General features: G+C 55.4%; 18 protein-coding genes and 3 tRNA genes. 9 read left to right on the top strand and 12 right to left on the bottom strand.

What is annotated here, in order from left to right:
- Positions 1-128: 128 nt before the first annotated feature.
- Positions 129-202, bottom strand: a tRNA-Gly gene (locus tag TH468_RS00005).
- 36 nt (positions 203-238) lie between these two features.
- Positions 239-323: transfer RNA gene (locus TH468_RS00010), tRNA-Tyr, on the bottom strand.
- A 193-nt stretch (positions 324-516) separates the two neighbouring features.
- Here TH468_RS00010 and rlmB point away from each other — a divergent pair.
- On the top strand, positions 517-1389 hold the full coding sequence (gene rlmB, locus TH468_RS00015; RefSeq protein WP_071240401.1) for a 23S rRNA (guanosine(2251)-2'-O)-methyltransferase RlmB: 873 nt from the start codon (positions 517-519) through the stop codon (positions 1387-1389).
- Between the two features lie 141 nt (positions 1390-1530).
- A tRNA-Thr gene (locus TH468_RS00020) sits at positions 1531-1607 on the top strand.
- 132 nt (positions 1608-1739) lie between these two features.
- On the opposite strand, the gene TH468_RS00025 is transcribed toward TH468_RS00020, so the two are convergent.
- Positions 1740-2513, bottom strand: a complete 774-nt coding sequence (locus TH468_RS00025; RefSeq protein WP_085642390.1) for an alpha/beta fold hydrolase — start codon at positions 2511-2513, stop codon at positions 1740-1742.
- Positions 2514-2705: 192 nt separating this feature from the next.
- Here TH468_RS00025 and TH468_RS00030 point away from each other — a divergent pair, with 192 nt between their 5' ends.
- Positions 2706-3233 carry a sigma-70 family RNA polymerase sigma factor gene (locus tag TH468_RS00030; protein ID WP_139834594.1) on the top strand — a complete coding sequence of 176 codons (528 nt, stop codon included), beginning with the start codon at positions 2706-2708 and terminating at the stop codon, positions 3231-3233.
- 9 nt (positions 3234-3242) lie between these two features.
- A complete protein-coding gene (locus tag TH468_RS00035; protein WP_085641696.1) occupies positions 3243-3887 on the top strand; it encodes an NrsF family protein in 645 nt (214 codons plus the stop codon).
- Here TH468_RS00035 and TH468_RS00040 read toward each other — a convergent pair.
- Both TH468_RS00040 and TH468_RS00045 read right to left on the bottom strand, forming a co-directional pair.
- Positions 3843-4559, bottom strand: coding sequence for a LysE family translocator (locus TH468_RS00040; protein WP_085641697.1), 717 nt, complete (start codon positions 4557-4559; stop codon positions 3843-3845). The two genes, TH468_RS00035 and TH468_RS00040, sit on opposite strands and share 45 nt — an antisense overlap.
- A gap of 251 nt (positions 4560-4810) precedes the next feature.
- Positions 4811-5407 carry a TetR/AcrR family transcriptional regulator gene (locus TH468_RS00045; protein ID WP_085641698.1) on the bottom strand — a complete coding sequence of 199 codons (597 nt, stop codon included), beginning with the start codon at positions 5405-5407 and terminating at the stop codon, positions 4811-4813.
- 140 nt (positions 5408-5547) lie between these two features.
- Between TH468_RS00045 and TH468_RS00050 the strand changes: the two genes are divergently transcribed.
- Positions 5548-5940, top strand: coding sequence for a RidA family protein (locus TH468_RS00050; protein ID WP_085641699.1), 393 nt, complete (start codon positions 5548-5550; stop codon positions 5938-5940).
- 80 nt (positions 5941-6020) lie between these two features.
- On the opposite strand, the gene TH468_RS00055 is transcribed toward TH468_RS00050, so the two are convergent.
- From TH468_RS00055 to TH468_RS00080, 6 genes are all read right to left on the bottom strand, one after another.
- Entirely contained in the window at positions 6021-6902 is an 882-nt protein-coding gene (locus TH468_RS00055) for an oxaloacetate decarboxylase (protein ID WP_085641700.1), read from the bottom strand.
- 5 nt (positions 6903-6907) lie between these two features.
- Positions 6908-8176 (bottom strand): TRAP transporter large permease, encoded by a 1269-nt coding sequence (locus TH468_RS00060; RefSeq protein ID WP_007092235.1) that lies wholly within the window; start codon positions 8174-8176, stop codon positions 6908-6910.
- Positions 8173-8661: a TRAP transporter small permease gene (locus TH468_RS00065; RefSeq protein ID WP_062952544.1), complete on the bottom strand. Its 489-nt coding sequence runs from the start codon at positions 8659-8661 to the stop codon at positions 8173-8175. Before TH468_RS00065 ends, TH468_RS00060 begins: the two co-directional genes overlap by 4 nt.
- 165 nt (positions 8662-8826) lie before the next feature.
- Entirely contained in the window at positions 8827-9825 is a 999-nt protein-coding gene (dctP, locus tag TH468_RS00070) for a TRAP transporter substrate-binding protein DctP (RefSeq protein ID WP_085641701.1), read from the bottom strand.
- Positions 9826-10121: 296 nt separating this feature from the next.
- Positions 10122-10661 (bottom strand): GNAT family N-acetyltransferase, encoded by a 540-nt coding sequence (locus TH468_RS00075; protein ID WP_085641702.1) that lies wholly within the window; start codon positions 10659-10661, stop codon positions 10122-10124.
- A 21-nt stretch (positions 10662-10682) separates the two neighbouring features.
- Complete coding sequence (locus TH468_RS00080; protein ID WP_085641703.1) at positions 10683-11228, bottom strand: helix-turn-helix transcriptional regulator; 546 nt, start codon at positions 11226-11228, stop codon at positions 10683-10685.
- Between the two features lie 91 nt (positions 11229-11319).
- Between TH468_RS00080 and TH468_RS21550 the strand changes: the two genes are divergently transcribed.
- The gene (locus TH468_RS21550) at positions 11320-11484 is read left to right on the top strand and encodes a hypothetical protein (protein WP_168177044.1); all 165 of its coding nucleotides are present in this window, start codon (positions 11320-11322) and stop codon (positions 11482-11484) included.
- 2 nt (positions 11485-11486) lie between these two features.
- Here TH468_RS21550 and TH468_RS00085 read toward each other — a convergent pair whose 3' ends face one another.
- The gene (locus tag TH468_RS00085) at positions 11487-11816 is read right to left on the bottom strand and encodes a rhodanese-like domain-containing protein (RefSeq protein ID WP_085641704.1); all 330 of its coding nucleotides are present in this window, start codon (positions 11814-11816) and stop codon (positions 11487-11489) included.
- Between the two features lie 663 nt (positions 11817-12479).
- On the opposite strand from TH468_RS00085, the gene TH468_RS00090 reads away from it, so the two are divergent.
- The 3 genes from TH468_RS00090 to TH468_RS00100 all read left to right on the top strand — a co-directional run bounded on the left by TH468_RS00090 (position 12480) and on the right by TH468_RS00100 (position 17499).
- On the top strand, positions 12480-14426 hold the full coding sequence (locus tag TH468_RS00090) for a PrkA family serine protein kinase (RefSeq protein ID WP_085641705.1): 1947 nt from the start codon (positions 12480-12482) through the stop codon (positions 14424-14426).
- Between the two features lie 146 nt (positions 14427-14572).
- Positions 14573-15922, top strand: coding sequence for a YeaH/YhbH family protein (locus tag TH468_RS00095; RefSeq protein WP_085641706.1), 1350 nt, complete (start codon positions 14573-14575; stop codon positions 15920-15922).
- A complete protein-coding gene (locus TH468_RS00100) occupies positions 15919-17499 on the top strand; it encodes a SpoVR family protein (RefSeq protein WP_085641707.1) in 1581 nt (526 codons plus the stop codon). The genes TH468_RS00095 and TH468_RS00100 overlap by 4 nt, the downstream gene beginning before the upstream one ends.
- Positions 17500-17588: the final 89 nt, after the last annotated feature.

The raw sequence follows: 17588 nt of genomic DNA on the forward strand, positions 1-17588 counted from the left end.
TGGTGCCAACGTTCACGTGCGGTTTTGTACGCGCAAACTTTTCTTTAGCCATTACACTCAGATCCTAATCCGAACCAAAAAAAACACGTAAGAACCCACCGCACGAGCCGACGGGATCATATAAAATCTGGAGCGGGTGAAGGGAATCGAACCCTCGTCGTAAGCTTGGAAGGCTTCTGCTCTACCATTGAGCTACACCCGCATATTCTCTTTGCGAGCTCTCGCGAGGGCGAGAGAATGGTGGAGGGGGCAGGATTCGAACCTGCGTAGACTAAGTCGGCGGATTTACAGTCCGCTGCATTTGACCGCTCTGCCACCCCTCCATCAGGGTCAAAACGTTGTCGGGGTTAACCCCGGCTTCGTTCGGCGAGGGAGGGAATACGTTGCAGGGCCCTTCCTTGTCAACAGCAAAAAAAACACGAAATCGTATTTCCTTTCCTATATGTTCCCCATGCTTTCGTTCCAAAGCGAAACAAAGTGCATTCACACCCTTACCGTCCGGAGGTTTCCGCCATTATGTCGCGTCGCAACAATTCACGTTCTGCCAACCGTTCGACCGGAACGGGTCCGGGCGACAGCTTCCCGCAAGACGATGATAAACGTGACGGCAATTCGCGTCGCGGACGAAAACGCGGTCGTGACGGCGGCAATGCCGGTGGGGCTTCGCGCCTGATTCTATTTGGTCGTCACCCGGTTCTGAACGCGATTTACAATCCGCAACGCACGATTCACAAAATCTGGGCGTCCGAGGCCGTGCGCGATGAAATCGTTGCTGCCCTTGCCGATACCGAACGCACCGATGTGCAGCTTGACGCTGCCGGGCGCACCGATCTGGATGAAATGCTGCCGCCGGGCACCGTCCATCAGGGCATGGCCATGCATTGCGCGCCCCTGCCCCAGATTTCCGTCGAAGAACTGATCGCCGATACCCGGGATGAAGAACAATGCACGGTTCTGATCCTTGATCAGGTCACCGATCCGCACAATGTCGGTGCGATTCTCCGCAGTGCGGCGGCCTTTGGTGCCGCTGCCGTCATCGTGCCGGACCGTCACGCCCCGCCCGAAACCGGCGTTCTGGCCAAATCGGCCAGCGGCGCGCTCGAAACCGTGCCCTATATTCATGCCGGCAATCTCAGCCAAACCATCGAGAAACTTAAAGGTGCGAATTTCTGGCTGGCGGGTATGGATGGCTACGCCGAACAAACGCTGGCCGAAGCCAAGCTCAAGGGCCGGGTCGGCATCATCATGGGCTCCGAGGGCGAAGGCCTGCGCCGCCTGACCCGCGAAAATTGCGACTTCCTCGTCAAACTGCCGATGTCGGACCGCATCGAAAGCCTCAACGTCTCGAACGCGGCCGCGGTTGCCCTGTACGAGCTGTATCGCCGCTAGGAACAAGGCCCAAAGCCGGGATTCCCCGCAGCCAGGGCACCGCCAGAAGCAGGGAAAATATGCCGCAAAATTTGATGCTATTTTCCCTGCATCAAAGGCTTGCAATCGCGCGCATCCCGGACTATGTTTCGCGCCGCCCACGCCGGCATAGCTTTAACTGGTAGAGCAGCGGATTTGTAATTCGAAGGTTGGGAGTTCGAGTCTCTCTGCCGGCACCATTAAAAAGAAACCCCCGCATCGCCTTTTGGCTGCGGGGTTTTCTTTTGTTGATAAGGGATATCGCCAGCCTCTTTTGACCGGCAATATCCCGATTTGAAATCATCCCGAATACATTCCGGAACGGCTTATCCTTAACGACCTGCTGCTTTAAGGATCAAATCAGCAATCTCCTGGGGATGAGAGACCATCGGAAGGTGCCCTGCATCCAGCGTGACGGTCTGAGCCCCCATCCTTTTAGCAAGGAATCGCTCGAATTCGGGCGAGATCGTCATATCGTTTGCCGACACGGCATAAAAGCTCGGCTTGTTCTTCCAGGCCGTGTGCGTTGTCTTTTCGGAAAACAGAGATGCTGCCGTTGGCTGTTGTACCGCGTAGAAAACTTTGGCTTCGCTTTCAGGAATGCCATTCGCGAAGTATTTCAGGAATGCATCTTCGGAAACAGTCGTGAAACCATCGACCTTTTTGACACCCGCTCTTACCGGGGTATCGGGGAATGTCTTCTGAAGAGCAACAAAGTCCTCCCCTGCCTGCGGAGCACGTGCCGCGACGTAAACAAGCGCCGATACATTCTTTGCATCGCCGACATCACTGATCGCTGTACCACTCCACGAATGTCCCGCTAGAACTGTGGGACCGTCCTGCTGTTCAAGCACCCGAAGGACGTCTTCGTTCGAATCTTCAAGGGACGTCAACCGGTTCTGAACCGCTGTAACCTTCAGCCCCGCTTTCTGAAGGATTGGTATCACCTTCGCCCAGCTTGAACCGTCCGCCCATGCCCCATGGACCAGAACAACGTTTTCAGCTCTCACGGGAGCCGGGGTCAGAGTAGCAACCGCGTCTTGCGCGAATGCATTGCCTATAACCAGAACACCGGCAACAGCAGCTGCGGCGATTTTAATCATCATGGATTTCATATTCACACCTTATGCTTATCAAAGCGTCTCAAATGCGCTTCCTATAAGTTTTCGGATGTGCAACCCTCGATGAAACATGGGCAGTGTTCACAAGCGATCACGAAACCGCGACGTCGCCACCCTGACTTCCTTTGCATTGAGTAATGTTCGTTGGATAAAAGTAAGACCGGTTGGGAAGAAGCAATGCTTGCCGAACGTCGGGGCGATGCCAAGGCATATGGCAATTTGCTTGGCGAAATTGCCCGCAGCCTTCGAAGCGCCATTCCCGGAAAGCTGAGGCTCATGGGAATTGATCCGCAAGAGACCGAGGACATCGTGCAGGAAATCCTGATTGGCCTGCACAACAAGCGCCATACATGGGATTCTACGCGACCGTTCAAGCCGTGGCTTGCAGGAATTGTTCGCTACAAACTGACCGATGCGGTGCGACGTTTATCTCGTGAAAGGTCGAAACATGCGGATATCGAAATCGAAGAACTGGCCGAAATGGTCGGCACGACGCCCGATCCCTCGAAGGCGATTGATGCCGAACGTAACCTTGCAAAATTACCTCCGCAACAGCACGAGGTTGTCAGAGCACTCGCACTTGAGGGGCAAAGTGTTCGCACAACGGCTGAAAAACTTGATCGTAGCGAAGCAGCGGTTCGCGTGACTTTCAGCCGTGCTTTAAGTCGGCTTTTTGCGATCTCCCGCTCGGATCAGGACAAATAGGGATGGCTCATGGAAACGGCTAAAACAGATTTGCTGATTAACTCTCTTGCGAAACAGGCGGGACAATCTGTTTATCCCTCGCCCGGTCGGCTTGGCTTTATGCTCGCACTCGGTTCGGTTACCGGAACTGTAGTTCTTTTTGCCGCAATCCTGCTGGTGCTTGGTGCCAGGAACGATTTATCCGCTGCTCTCCATGAACCAGCGACATATTTTAAACTTGCAGCCATGCTCAGCCTTGCTGTCGCATCTCTTTTCATGACCTGTCGCGCGATTGCGCCTGATCGCAAAAGTGCCTCATCGATACTGCTTGTTCCAACCGTGGCCATTATCGTACTGCGCGCAGTAACAGATCAGTCGGGCGCATCGTGGCTGGGGGCGTCTGAATATGCCGTCATATCCTGCGTGTTGACCATCATCATCACTGCGGCTCTGCCGCTGGCGATTATTTTCGGGTTGCTAAGGCTTGGTGCCCCGATTGCTCCGACGCGCGCGGGTGCAATTGCCGGTATGCTGGCGGGTGCTCTTGCAGCTACGGCCTATACGATTACCTGCCGAAACGACTCAGGCCTCTTTTTGCTGATCTGGTATCCCTTTGCCATCGCCATCGTATCAGCATTCGGTGCTGCCGTTGGCCGACGCATCCTCGCTTGGTAATATGATCAAGCCGAAAATCGTTTTGTTTAATTCGCGATCAACCGCCCGCCCAGCAAAACAAACGCCGTCCCCATCACGCCCTGAATGGCGCGGTAGGCCCGCCGATAAACGCGCATGACGGCCTCGGTTGAAAAGAACCACGCCAGCACCAGATGCCAGCACCAGATGCCAGCCAAATGAAAACGTCGTCGTGCCCAGCACAATCGCAAGCCCGACCCAGCCCGGGGCATCGGGGCGAAGCACAATCGACATGATCGAAAACCAGAAAAGGGCGGCCTTGGGATTGCTCATCTGCACCAGAAGTCCGCGCCGGACATAGCGCCATAACGGACGATCCGCCTTCGCATCCGACACCGGAACCTCAAGCCCCTGCCCCCGGCTTTTATAGGCACTGCGTAGCGACATGAACCCCATATAGATCAGATACCCACCGCCAATCCAGCGCAGGGCAATCGCCACTTCCTCGGACGCGGCAAGGATGGCGGTCAACCCAATGACCGTCATCGTCGACCAGCAGATCGTGCCCGTACCGATGCCAAGCGCAATCCCCAGTCCCGCCCGGCGCGACACCGTCATGGAGGCACTGGTCACTGCCAGAAAATTCGGACCGGGCGACATGACCGCCATGGCAAAAATCGCATAGGCGGTGAGCAGATAGGGGACATATTCCATCACGTCCTCGAAACTTGTGGTGGCTGGCGACTTGGACCGTCATGTGGGATTTACCGAATAGTGCCAGTTTTCCGATAAAACGGGAACGGGAATCCCGTCCGATCTCTCCCCGCCCCGACGCCTCCCACTTCAGTGGGAATGACGAGCAGATTTGTGCCCCCCAAAAAACGTCACGCCCGCGAAGGCGGGCATCCAGTCAGCGGTGCAACAAACTCAATACGGTGGCATTACCGTCTTACAGCCAAACGATACTATCGTTTCTCGATCAGAAATCCCTCGGCCATCAGGCTGAAGGCATCAACCGCCTTGGGCAAGGCTGTTTTCGGATCATCACTGTCTGCGACCCACAAGGCTGCGTTCAGGGCGGCACCGCAAAGAAGGCGAGCGGCGGCATCGATATCAACCGGTTTCATGATCCCCGCGGCAATCAGTCTTTCGACGGCTTCTTTGGTCGCCTCAAGGCACGCATTCTGGCTTGGCCAATGTGACGGATCGCCAAGAATGGAAGGCCCATCGAGCAGAACGATTCTTCTGACCTCGGGATCAAGTGCCATCGCGATATAGGCCGCCCCCTCTGCCAGAAGCTGCTGCCATTCGTCCCCGGCACTGGCACTTGCGGCGCGTGCCCGCGCAGCCATCTCGCCATCGACCTGCGCGACAACGGCGGCAAGCAGCCCCTTCTTGTCGCCGAAATTGTGATAAAGCGCGCCCCGCGTCAGGCCAACCGATGCCGTCAGCTCATCCATCGACGCCGCGGCAAATCCCTGCGATCCGAATGCCTTGCGCCCCGCCGAAACAAGCTTTTCGCGGTTTTCTTCCATCGTTTCCTGGCGACGCCGTGCGGCCATTGCAAACCTCCTTGGTCAATTACCCGACACATATCATCTCACATACGTCACGTATATAGAACTTGACATACGCCATGTATCTGAGTTTTATATACGCATCGTATGTGAAATTGCACACCCAGATAAAAGGATAAATCCCCATGGCACAGCGTAACGCCATTTTCCCCGCCAACCGACATGCCCTTTATGCCGAACACGGTTATTCCGCCGCGATCAAATCGGGCGACCTTCTGTTCGTTTCCGGTCAGGTCGGCAGCCGCTCTGATGGTTCGCCCGAACCGGATTTCGAGGCACAGGTACGTCTGGCATTCGCCAATCTTGAAGCAACGCTCAAGGCTGGTGGCTGCACGCTTGACGATATTGTCGACGTCACGACCTTCCACACCGATCCCGAAAACCAGTTTGAAACGATCATGAAGGTAAAGGGTGACGTCTTCCCAAAAGCCCCCTATCCGAACTGGACGGCAATCGGCGTGAACTGGCTGGCCGGGTTTGATTTCGAAATCAAGGTTATCGCCCGCATTCCGGACTAAAGATCACAGGATTAAAAACGTCAAACGGCGCGATAGAACTTATCGCGCCGTTTGACGGAATATCAGATGACCGCGAACACCTACCTGCGCTTCGAGGTCGCGTAGCGTTCCGATTCCTCGTAATAGGCATCAAAGCCGATGCGATTGCGCAACTGGCCCCAATCCATCAGCATATCGGTGCGTGGCTTGCCGGCTTTCATCAATTGCAGGGTTTCAACCATCGCCTTCATTGCCGCTGCCATAAGCGATAATGGATAGGCCGCGATCTGATAGCCGATATCACTCAGTTCTTCGGGTGTCAGATCGGGGGTTTCGCCGCCTTCGACAATATTGGCCATCTTCGGCCCCGGCAGGGCGGCACAAATCTCGCGCATTTCCGCGACCGTTTTCGGGGCCTCGACAAACAGAATATCCGCCCCCAGTTCGGCAAATTTCGCGGCCCGGTCAATCGCCTCGCTCAGGCCGTGCTGATGACGGGCGTCGGTCCGCGCAAGGATCAGGATATCCGCCCCGGCTTCCCTTGCATCGACGGCGGCCTTGATACGATCAAACGCCTCGTCCCGGCCAACGACTTCCTTGCCCTTGGTATGACCGCAACGCTTGGGCGCAAGCTGATCCTCGATCATCACCGCGGCACAGCCTGCCTTGGCAAAGCCGGCAACGGTGCGTTTCACATTCATCGCATTGCCATATCCGGTATCACCATCACCGATCACCGGGATCGAAACCGCATCAGTGATGTTGCGCGCCTGATCAAGAACTTCGCCATAAGACATCAGGCCAAGATCAGGTTCGCCGATCCGCGATGCAGCGGCCGAAAAGCCCGACATGAAAGTCAGGCCAAAGCCTTCCTGTTCGATCAGCTTGGCCGACAGCGCATCAAAGCAGCACGGCATGGTAATCAGATCACCGGTCGCCAGAAGCGCACGGAGTTTATCGGCAGGAGAGATTTGTTTGGTCATAAGCGTCACATTTTAAAGGGGATATACAGGGCAAGATCATGCCAGACATACAGAATGGCCGCAGTCAGGAACATCAGAAGCAGGAACGGCAACACACCGCGCGCCACTTCGCCCAATCGCGTTTTCGCCACCGACTGAATGACATAAAGGTTAAGCCCCACCGGTGGCGTGATCAGCGCGCATTCAACCATGATCACCATATAGACCCCGAACCAGATCGGATCAAAGCCAAGGGCCAAGGCCGCCGGCAGCAGAACCGGCGTCATGATCAGCACCATTGAAAGTGCTTCGAACACCAGCCCCATGATCAGCAATACAACCGTCACGACGAGGATAAAGCCAAGTTCGGTATCGATCCCCTGGCTGATCATCATCGAGATATCCTGCGGGATGCGATACAGCGTGATCGCCTTGCCAAACACCTTGGCCCCGGCAATGATCAGGATGATCGCAACCGTGGTCGCCATGGTATCGAAAATCGCAAGCTTCAACGCTTTCCAGGTCAGAACCCGCATCGCTGCCGTAATCAGAAGGGCAGCGGCAAAACCGATGGCCGCGGCCTCGGTCGGGGTAAAGGCCCCGGAATAGATCCCCGATATGATCAGCACCGCCAGAAGCACGGCAGGCAGCGCCTTTAACGTGGCGCGCTTGCGCTCATCCCAGCCGCGTTTGGGTTCGCGTTCCTGCCCGCCAAACCGGGCATAGATCATCGAATAAACGATAAACAGCAACAGCAACGCAATCCCCGGCCCGACCCCGGCAAGGAAAAGCGCAATCACGGATTCTTCGGTCACGAAGCCATAAATGATCATCGGGATCGATGGCGGGATCAGGATGCCAAGCGTGCCGCCCGCCGCCATCAGGCCATAGACGAAACGCTTGTTATAGCCGCGCTGGACCATTTCCGGGATGGCGACCGTGCCAATCGTGGCCGCCGTTGCCACCGATGACCCCGAAATCGCGGCAAACACGCCACACGACAGGATGGTTGCCACCGCAAGCCCGCCCGGCCAATGCCCGACCCACGCACTGACCGCGGCAAACAGGTCATTGCCGACCCCGGCGCGCAGCAGGATGTTGGACATCAAAAGGAACAGCGGCACCGACAGCAGAATAAAACCATCCAGTGTCGACAGGATCGCCTGCGGCGCCATCAGCGGCGAAAACCCGCCAATGATCAGCATGCCAAGTCCAAGCCCGCCCAGTGCAAAGGCCACCGGCACACGGATCAGCAGCAAGGCGAACATTGCCGCAAGTGTCAGGATAATTGTCATTCGTGCGCCCCTTCCGGAATATCCTTGCCGCGGATCACGCCGACAATTTCAATGACGGCCTGAACAGCCAGAAGCGCAAAACCGATCACGACCGGGATTTCCGCAACCCACGCCGGAAGGTCAAGCATCGTGCCGCTGGTGCGGCCGCGCTCGAAACTTTCAAGGAAAATTTCCCAGCCCTTGAACGTCACCATGACGGAAAACACCAGAACCACCGCCATCGCAATGATTTCAAGCAAACGGCGCATCCCCGGCTTGCAAAGCCGGGTGATCGCATCGACGGAAATATGCCGCCGTGCCGCCAATGCCCAGGGCATGCCAAGCAACGATCCCCAGATCAGGCAAAGCTGCGAAAGCTCTGCCGCCCAGATGGTGGGACGAATAAAGAAATACCGAGCCACGACCTCATAGGTCAGCATCACACCCGCTGCGACAAACAGCAGGGCCGCGATCCAGGCCAGCAAAAGCATCAAACGATCAAACATGATAAAAATCCTGGCCGTACCGGGATGGTGGCCTCCGGTCCCGACCGCCTCCTGAAAAGAGAGACTGGTGAATAGATGAAAAGACATCACCGCAACGGCGGGGCCGTCGAAAATGCGGTGATGTCTTCTTTATTGGCAGTTCAGTCTATCGTCCGCGAACAAGGCTTAAAGCTTGCTGGCCGCGTCAAAGACCTGCTTGCCCAGATCGCCGGTATGGCTAAGGAATTCCTCGTAAACCGGTTTGGCAACTTCACGCCATGCCGCCATTTCCTCTTCGGTCGGGGTATAGACGGTCATGCCGTTGGCTTTGGCTTCTTCGTAGGCTTCGGCTTCGATCGATGACATGCGGTCACGCACGTCTTTTTCCGCATTCATCGCCGCGGTCGAAATGATGTCGCGCTGCGCATCCGAAAGGCCGTTCCAGAAATCGGTATTGATCACCACGATGAATTCGACATCGGCATCGTTGGTGGCGGTCACCGTATCCATGACTTCCCAAAGCTGGCGGGATTTGACGCCCGACATGCCGGTCATGCCCACATCAACCGTGCCACGCTGATAGGCGATATACTGCTCGGACCCGGAAATAAGGGTCGGCGCACCGCCAGCCGCTGAAATGAAATCGCCCTGGGTTTTGGAAAACACGCGGACTTTCTGGCCTTTAAGACCTTCCGGGCCTTTGATCGGGCCACCGTTCGACAGCATGATCGATCCGCCATATGCCTGCCACCACAGGACGGTCGCACCGGTATCGGCAATCGCGTCGTCAAGCGGGCCACGTACCGGCGATCCCTTGGCAACCGCGGCACGGACTTTCTCTTCGGAATCAAGCAGGAACGGCTGATAGAACACATCGACCGCCGGCACATCACCGACATAACGGGTCAGCGACGCCACACCCATTTCAATCGCCCCGGAACCGACAGCGGCGGGCACTTCCTTGTCCTTGTAAAGCTGTGCACTGTCATAAATCTCGACCGCGATATCGCCGTTCGATTTTTCCTCGACCTCGTTCTTGAACATCAAAAGGTTCTGACCAAGGTGGCTTTTCATCGGCAGTTGCAGCGAAATCCGCAATGTCAGATCGGCTGCAATGGCACTATGGGTCATGCCGGTAAAACCAACGGCAGCCATCAGGGCCGCCGCAAGGGCAAATTTCTTCATGACGAACGTCCTCCGGGTTTTTTTATTTTATACAAAAGCTTTCAGGCGCAAAGATGCGCTCAACCCGGTTTGGCATTCAAGATGTTTTGGTCATACCACTGTCACACGCATTAACCCTTAGTGCGCTGCACAGCAGCATGAAGGTCTTCTGTTCCGGGGGAAAGCGCCCTATCGGGCAATCACATGCTGCAATGCAAAAAGTGAATAATCGGGCTGATTATTCACTTTTTCTACGTAATCTGGCATGCCAGAAAAACGGTTTTGAATACAGAATACGGGAATCGTTCACCTGCGCGTTAATTGGCAAGCCGCTTATACATCACCGTCGTTGCGCTCAGCTTTTCGGAAAACGGATCACGGGCATAGGCCGGGATCACGCCCGCCGTTTCAAAACCGAGCGAGGCATAAAGCGGCTCGGCACTGTCGCCTGTTCTCGTATCAAGTGTCAGCAGATGACGTGCTTTCGCAAACGCCCGTTTTTCCAGTGCCTCCATCAGTTTTCGCGCAACGCCCATGCGGCGATATTGCGGATGCACCATCAGTTTGCAGACCTCGCCACGATGGACCTGATTGGGCATGGTGGCGCAATCAAGCTGCACGGTTCCGACCACCTTGCTGCCGTCCAGCAGCGCCACGAACAGATCGCGCCTGCCGCCCCGCATCGCGGGCAGGACCATATCGCGCCAGAAGCCAATTGCGGCGGCGGCATCAAACGGTTCGATAAATCCGATGCTGGCTCCGTCATGCACGCAGGCATGCAGCATCTCGCCAAACGCCTCCAGGTGGCTTTCAAGCTGATCGGCGTCAAAGCTTGCAATGGTGATCTGGTCGCTCATTTTTTTGGGGGCCTCATACTTTCATACGATGAAAAGGTGATAGATCGCGCCTTTATCGGCGGGGGCTTCAAAGCTGCTGGGGCCTGAAAGCCGGTATCGCAGGCAATCCCCGACATTCAGCACATAGGCCTTGCCCTCCACCGTGATATGCAGTTGCCCGGCCAGCATCACCAGATGATGTTCAAGCCCCGGGCGTGGCGTTCCCTCGTATTCGATCCGTGCGCCGGGATCGAGTTCGCATTCGATGACTTCCGCCATCAGCCCCTGCGCGGGTGGCGAAACCGTCCGTCGGAAAAAGCCGGTTTCCAGGTCGGCCCAGATCCGCTGCAAACCGCGATAAACAAGCGGTTTGAACTCGTCCTCGACCATCTGCATCAGGCGTGACATCGGCAGGCCATAGGCGGCACAAAGCTTGCCCAGAACATGCGCCGTCGGACTGACCTCGCCATTCTCAAGCCGCGACAGGCTGGCCCGGCTGACGTCACTGCGCGCGGCCAGCTCCTCCAGCGACCAGCCCCGCTCCGCCCGCAGCGCCCCCAATCGCTCCGCAATCCTCCGATCCATCATCCCACCACCTCAAGTTCAAAAATTAGGGAATTATTCCCACATATGAGAAATCGTCAACGAGAATCGATGTGGTTGTTGGAGGAGGTGGCGTATGGAGCGGGAGTGGAGGGACGAGGACGAGGACGAGGACGAGGACGAGGACGAGGTCGAGAACAAGGACAAAGACAAGGAAGGGATGAGGATGAGGAAAGGAGAGGGTGTTCGGGCTGTGGATACGAGGGCGGATAGAGGGAAAGGGACCTGGCGCGTTTGTTAGACTTAGGTTAGGTCAAATCCGTCGCGGGTCCAGCTTTGCAGGCCGCCTTTGAGGTTCATCACCTGACAGTCGAGGTGGGGCAGAACGGCGTTGGCGGCACCGAAAGATCGTTGTCCGACGGCACAAATGAACACGAAATCCGTCTCTGTATCGTCGGCAAGGTCGACAAGTGCCGGAATGTCGAAAGTCGAGGTCGGCATATTGATCGCCCCGCTGATATGGCCGGACTTGAATTCGTCGGGTTCGCGGACGTCAATCAGGGTCACGTTACCCTGTGCGATCAGGTGATCGAGTTCACCACTTTCGACGAAATTCACGCTACCATCGGTCATTCGATACTTCCCTTCGGGGCAGGTTTGGCGCACAGTAGAAATACAGAACTGATATAATTTTGCTGTTTGACTGTGCAATTGCAAAATGGGTACGGCGGATGTTTTCGTCGACCGGCCAAGCTATTCCCGATGTCGGGGCCGGTCACTTTGAAGTGATCGTTTCGCATGCGTTTTTACCAACAATATTCGTAAGTTGGGCATTGCGGAATGAAGCCGGAAGCCCCACGTCAAAGAGACAGGGTCACAGGAGCGGACCTTATCCGGGTGCATTCACCGGCCACATCCGCCCGCAGAAAAAAGTGACTTTGGGTCGCCGCAAAGCGGGACTTTGACTATTACCATTGCCGGTTGCAAATATTGCAAGCCATTCTAAGAAGTCATCAAACCCATTTTCTTTGCCATCATCTGGCAGACCTTTAAACGAACCTTAAATAAAGTTCATTATTTTATTTAATCACATCCCGATTGAACGATTCGTTTATTTCGGGCGTAGACAGAATGAACGGCGGCTATTTTCAATGCCACCGCAGTGCAGCAAAGCCGCTGCCGTCTTGCAACAGGATCGGGCAATCCGGCCATCATGCCGGTTAAGCCCCAAGATCAAAAGAACACAGGAAACGACATCTGACAGAAGTGCGATAACGTTGGAAAGGAGACCGCGCCATGGCTGAAGACAAGGACATCTTCGAGCTGTATGCGGAAGGCTATGACGGAAAACGCGAAACCGAACTAACCATCCGGGACTATCTTAATCTATGTCGCGATGATCCATCGGCCTACGCATCCGCAGCCGAACGGATGATCAAGGCAATCGGCGAACCCGAAATGATCGACACCTCGACCGATTCCCGTCTCGGCCGAATTTTCCTGAACCGCACCATCAAACGATATCCGGCCTTTGAAGATTTCTTTGGCATGGAAGAAACCATCGAACGCATCGTCGGTTTCTTCAAATATGCCGCCCAGGGACTGGAAGAACGCAAACAGGTTCTTTATCTGCTGGGCCCGGTTGGCGGCGGTAAAAGCTCGCTTGCCGAACGGTTAAAGGAACTGATGGAGGTCGAGCCGATCTATGTTCTGAAAGCCGGCGATCAGATCAGCCCGGTTTTCGAAAGTCCGCTTGGCCTGTTTAACCCGGCCAAGATGGGTGATGCGATCGAGGACAAATACGGCATCCCCAAACGCCGCCTGACCGGGCTGATGTCGCCATGGGCGGTGAAACGGCTTGATGAATTTAACGGCGATCTTTCGAAATTCTCGGTTGTAAAACTGATCCCGTCGCGCCTGCGCCAGATTGCGATTGCCAAAACCGAACCGGGCGATGAAAACAATCAGGACATTTCGTCACTGGTCGGCAAGGTCGATATCCGCAAACTTGAATATTACAGCCAGAACGACCCGGACGCATACAGCTATTCCGGCGGCCTTAACCGCGCCAATCAGGGGCTTCTTGAATTTGTCGAGATGTTCAAGGCCCCGATCAAGATGCTGCATCCGTTGCTGACCGCAACACAGGAAAGCAACTATATCGGCACCGAAAACCTTGGTGCGATCCCGTTCCAGGGCCTCATTCTGGCGCACTCGAACGAGGCGGAATGGCAAACCTTCAAGGCCAACAAGAATAACGAGGCCTTTATCGACCGTATCAGCGTGATCAAGGTTCCCTATTGCCTGCGGGTGACAGAAGAAACCCGGATTTACGAAAAACTGTTGCAGGGATCCGAACTGGAACAGGGGTCCTGCGCACCGGGCACGCTTAAGATGCTGGCACAGTTTTCGGTTCTGTCGCGCCTTGAAGAACACGAAAATTCAAACCTGTATTCCAAGATGCGGGTCTATGACGGCGAGACATTGAAGGATGTCGACCCCAAAGCCAAATCGATGCAGGAATATCGTGATACCGCGAGTGTCGACGAAGGCATGGACGGCATTTCGACACGGTTTGCCTTCAAGGTGCTTTCGGAAACGTTTAACCACGACACCCACGAGGTTGCGGCCGACCCGGTCCATCTGATGTATGTGCTCGAACAGGCGATCCGGCGCGAACAATACCCGGAAGAACGCGAAAAGGATTACATGGATTTCATCAAATCCGAACTGGCCCCGCGCTATGCGGAGTTCATCGGGGCGGAAATCCAGAAGGCCTATCTCGAAAGTTATTCCGATTACGGCCAGAACCTGTTTGACCGTTATGTCGCCTATGCCGATGCATGGATCGAGGATCAGGACTTCAAGGATCCCGATACCGGTCAATTGCTGGATCGCAAGATCATCGATCAGGAACTGTCCAAGATCGAAAAACCGGCGGGCATCGCCAATCCGAAGGATTTCCGTAACGAGGTGGTCAAGTTTGCCCTGCGCGCGCGCGCCAATAACAAGGGCAAGAACCCGGCATGGACATCGTACGAAAAACTGCGCGAAGTCATCGAAAAACGCATGTTCAGTCAGGTCGAAGACCTGCTGCCGGTGATTTCCTTCGGATCGAAAAAAGACAGCGACACCGAGAAGAAACACAACGAGTTCGTCAAACGCATGATTGATCGAAGCTATACCGAGCGCCAGACCCGCCGTCTGGTCGAATGGTACATGCGTGTCAATAAGGCCGGTTAAGCCCAAGCTGCGGCTTTGCCGACCCGCACCGGGCGGTTTGTCCCCTTGTCCGCCCGGTGCACCGAGCTCCCGGTCGACGGTTTTCCAACGATCCGTCGGCCGGGGTTCTCGAAACGATACGTGCGCAAGCAAGGATATGATGGCCCATGCTTTATATCGTCGACCGCCGCAAGAACCCGAAAGGCAAAAGCCTTGGCAACCGGCAGCGCTTTATGCGGCGTGCAAAGGCACAGATCAAAAAGGCGGTAGAAGACACCATTCGCACCCGCGGCATTACCGATATCAATAGCGGCGATTCCATCACCATTCCGGGGAAGACCCTGCATGAACCGAGTTTTCACCATGCGCGGCGCGGCGGGGATCGCAATTATGTCCTGCCCGGCAATAAAAAGTTTGTCCCCGGCGACCGGATTGCCCGCCCGCAGGGTGGTGATGGCGGTGCGGGGGGATCACAGGCCAGCCCCGATGGCGACGGTGAAGACGAATTTCAGTTCACCCTGTCGCGTGACGAGTTTCTGGATATCTTTTTCGAAGATCTGGAACTGCCCGATCTTTTGAAAAAAAGCCTGAAACAGACGACGGCCTTTCGCACGGCGCGTGCGGGTTTTTCATCGGACGGGACGCCCGCCAACCTTAGCCTTGTGCGCACCATGCGCAATTCCCTGGCGCGACGGATTGGCCTGCGCCGCCCGAAAACCGCCGAAATCCGCGACCTTGAAGAAAAAATCGCCGCCCTTCAGGCCAAGGCCGAAAAACGCCCGTCCGGCAAACTGACCAAGCCCGATGAAGATACGCTTCACATGCTTCTGGCAGATATTGAAGAAGCCAAGCGCCGCATGAAGGCGATCCCCTTCATCGATCCCATCGACACGCGATACAACCAGTTTCAGCAAATCCCCGATCCGAACACCCAGGCCGTCATGTTCTGTCTGATGGATGTGTCCGGGTCGATGTCCGAACAGATGAAGGAACTGGCGAAACGGTTCTTCATGTTGCTGCATCTGTTTTTGCATCGCAGATATGATCATGTCGATGTGGTGTTCATCCGCCATACATCACGCGCCGCCGAAGTCGACGAGGAAACGTTTTTCTATTCACGCGAAACCGGCGGCACCATCGTTTCGACCGCGCTGGAAGAAATGAAACGGGTGATGAAAGATCGTTACCCGACCGATCAATGGAACATCTATGCCGCCCAGGCATCGGACGGCGACAATTATTCCAATGACGGTGCGAAATGCACGGCCTTGCTGGCCGAGGACCTTTTGCCGAAATGCCAGTATTACGCCTATATCGAAATCACCGACGAGCGCGAGGCCGAGATTTTCTCCTCCGCCGAAGGGGAAACTGCCCTTTGGAAGGCCTATGCCCCGGTTGCCCGCGCCAATGCGCGATTTGCCCTTAAACGGGTGACCAAGGCCGCCGATATCTTCCCGGTCTTCCGGGAACTGTTTGCCAAAAATCGTGCCGAAAAACTGAGCGGGGTCAAAGGATGAGCAAAAAGACCGAACCAGCCACCGCCCCCGAACTTCTGTTTTCCGGTGCCGATTGGGATTTCAACACCCTGAAAGCCACCTATGACGCGATCGAGGATATCGCGATCAACGAGCTAAAGCTTGATGTCTATCCCAATCAGGTCGAGGTAATCACGTCCGAGCAGATGCTGGATGCCTATTCATCCATCGGCATGCCGTTGATGTATCATCACTGGTCGTTCGGCAAACGGTTCGTGCGCGACGATGTGATGTATCGCAAGGGATATCAGGGCCTGGCATACGAGATCGTGATCAATTCCAACCCCTGCATTTCCTATGTCATGGAAGAAAACACCATCGTCATGCAGGCCCTGGTGATCGCCCATGCCGCCTTTGGCCATAACCATTTTTTCAAGAGCAATTACCTGTTCAAGCAATGGACCGATGCGGAAGGCATTCTCGATTATCTGCAATTTGCCAAACGCTATATCGCCAAATGCGAGGACCGGTTTGGCTTTGATGCGGTCGAACGGGTTCTGGATGCGGCGCATGCGCTTATGGAACAGGGAGTAAACCGGTATTCCCACCCGGAAAAACCCAATCTGGCGGCAGAACTGGAACGTGAACGCGAACGCGCGAAATACGAGGACGAGACCTATAACGATCTGTGGCGTACCTTGCCGCAGGCGGAAAAGGACGACGAGGACCTTGATGAAATGCGTCGCAAGATGCGGGTCGAGGAACGCCGGGCCCAGTTCGGATTACCCGAAGAAAACCTGCTGTATTTTCTGGAGAAAAACGCCCCGACCCTGCAAGCCTGGGAGCGCGAGATTTTGCGCATCGTGCGCAATATCGGACAGTATTTCTATCCGCAGAAACAGACCAAGATGATGAATGAAGGCTGTGCGTGTTATGTCCATTACGCGATCATGAACAGCCTGTATGACAAGGGCCTGATTTCCGAAGGCGCGATGATGGAATTCATCGATTACCATTCGCGCGTGGTGTTTCAGGCCGAATATGACGATCCGCGTTATTCCGGGTTCAACCCCTATGCGCTTGGCTTTGCCATGATGCAGGATATTCACCGCATCTGTGTTGACCCGACCGAGGAAGACCGCAAATGGTTCCCCGATATCGCCGGTAATAATGAGCCGGTCGAGACGTTAAAAGAAGCATGGGCGCATTACCGCGACGAAAGTTTCATCCTGCAATTCCTGTCACCCAAACTGATGCGCGACATGCGGATGTTTCTGATCGACGATCTAAGCTCCAGCCCGCATCTGGAAGTTGCCGCCATCCATGACGATAACGGATACCGCAAAGTGCGCCGCGCCCTGGCGCGGATGCATGACATTTCGGTCCGCGAACCGGATATGCAGGTGGTTGATGTCGACCTGCGCGGCAACCGGCAACTTTACATCCAGCATACCGAACATGACGGTGTCCGGCTTGAAAAGTCCGAAGCAGAGATGACGCTGGGCTATATCGGGCAGTTATGGGGATATGGCGTGACCTTGCAGGCGGTTGACAATGAAACCGGTGAAATCCTGCATGAAATGGACTTTAGCCCCGACGATCTGATGCAGGGTATATAATATTCGATAGCGGTCTCTTTAACATCCCAAGGCACACCCAATATACATCCCAAGTTGAGATTTCTGCGACCGGTATATGGGCGAATGTT

The organism is Thalassospira sp. MCCC 1A03138 (assembly GCF_002115785.1).
Lineage (GTDB): Bacteria > Pseudomonadota > Alphaproteobacteria > Rhodospirillales > Thalassospiraceae > Thalassospira.

Coding starts and splice junctions, on each gene's coding strand:
- rlmB (WP_071240401.1), top strand. CDS start 517: ATGTCGCGTCGCAACAATTCACGTTCTGCCAACCGTTCGACCGGAACG.
- TH468_RS00025 (WP_085642390.1), bottom strand. CDS start 2,513: ATGATGATTAAAATCGCCGCAGCTGCTGTTGCCGGTGTTCTGGTTATA.
- TH468_RS00030 (WP_139834594.1), top strand. CDS start 2,706: ATGCTTGCCGAACGTCGGGGCGATGCCAAGGCATATGGCAATTTGCTT.
- TH468_RS00035 (WP_085641696.1), top strand. CDS start 3,243: ATGGAAACGGCTAAAACAGATTTGCTGATTAACTCTCTTGCGAAACAG.
- TH468_RS00040 (WP_085641697.1), bottom strand. CDS start 4,559: ATGGAATATGTCCCCTATCTGCTCACCGCCTATGCGATTTTTGCCATG.
- TH468_RS00045 (WP_085641698.1), bottom strand. CDS start 5,407: ATGGCCGCACGGCGTCGCCAGGAAACGATGGAAGAAAACCGCGAAAAG.
- TH468_RS00050 (WP_085641699.1), top strand. CDS start 5,548: ATGGCACAGCGTAACGCCATTTTCCCCGCCAACCGACATGCCCTTTAT.
- TH468_RS00055 (WP_085641700.1), bottom strand. CDS start 6,902: ATGACCAAACAAATCTCTCCTGCCGATAAACTCCGTGCGCTTCTGGCG.
- TH468_RS00060 (WP_007092235.1), bottom strand. CDS start 8,176: ATGACAATTATCCTGACACTTGCGGCAATGTTCGCCTTGCTGCTGATC.
- TH468_RS00065 (WP_062952544.1), bottom strand. CDS start 8,661: ATGTTTGATCGTTTGATGCTTTTGCTGGCCTGGATCGCGGCCCTGCTG.
- dctP (WP_085641701.1), bottom strand. CDS start 9,825: ATGAAGAAATTTGCCCTTGCGGCGGCCCTGATGGCTGCCGTTGGTTTT.
- TH468_RS00075 (WP_085641702.1), bottom strand. CDS start 10,661: ATGAGCGACCAGATCACCATTGCAAGCTTTGACGCCGATCAGCTTGAA.
- TH468_RS00080 (WP_085641703.1), bottom strand. CDS start 11,228: ATGATGGATCGGAGGATTGCGGAGCGATTGGGGGCGCTGCGGGCGGAG.
- TH468_RS21550 (WP_168177044.1), top strand. CDS start 11,320: ATGGAGCGGGAGTGGAGGGACGAGGACGAGGACGAGGACGAGGACGAG.
- TH468_RS00085 (WP_085641704.1), bottom strand. CDS start 11,816: ATGACCGATGGTAGCGTGAATTTCGTCGAAAGTGGTGAACTCGATCAC.
- TH468_RS00090 (WP_085641705.1), top strand. CDS start 12,480: ATGGCTGAAGACAAGGACATCTTCGAGCTGTATGCGGAAGGCTATGAC.
- TH468_RS00095 (WP_085641706.1), top strand. CDS start 14,573: ATGCTTTATATCGTCGACCGCCGCAAGAACCCGAAAGGCAAAAGCCTT.
- TH468_RS00100 (WP_085641707.1), top strand. CDS start 15,919: ATGAGCAAAAAGACCGAACCAGCCACCGCCCCCGAACTTCTGTTTTCC.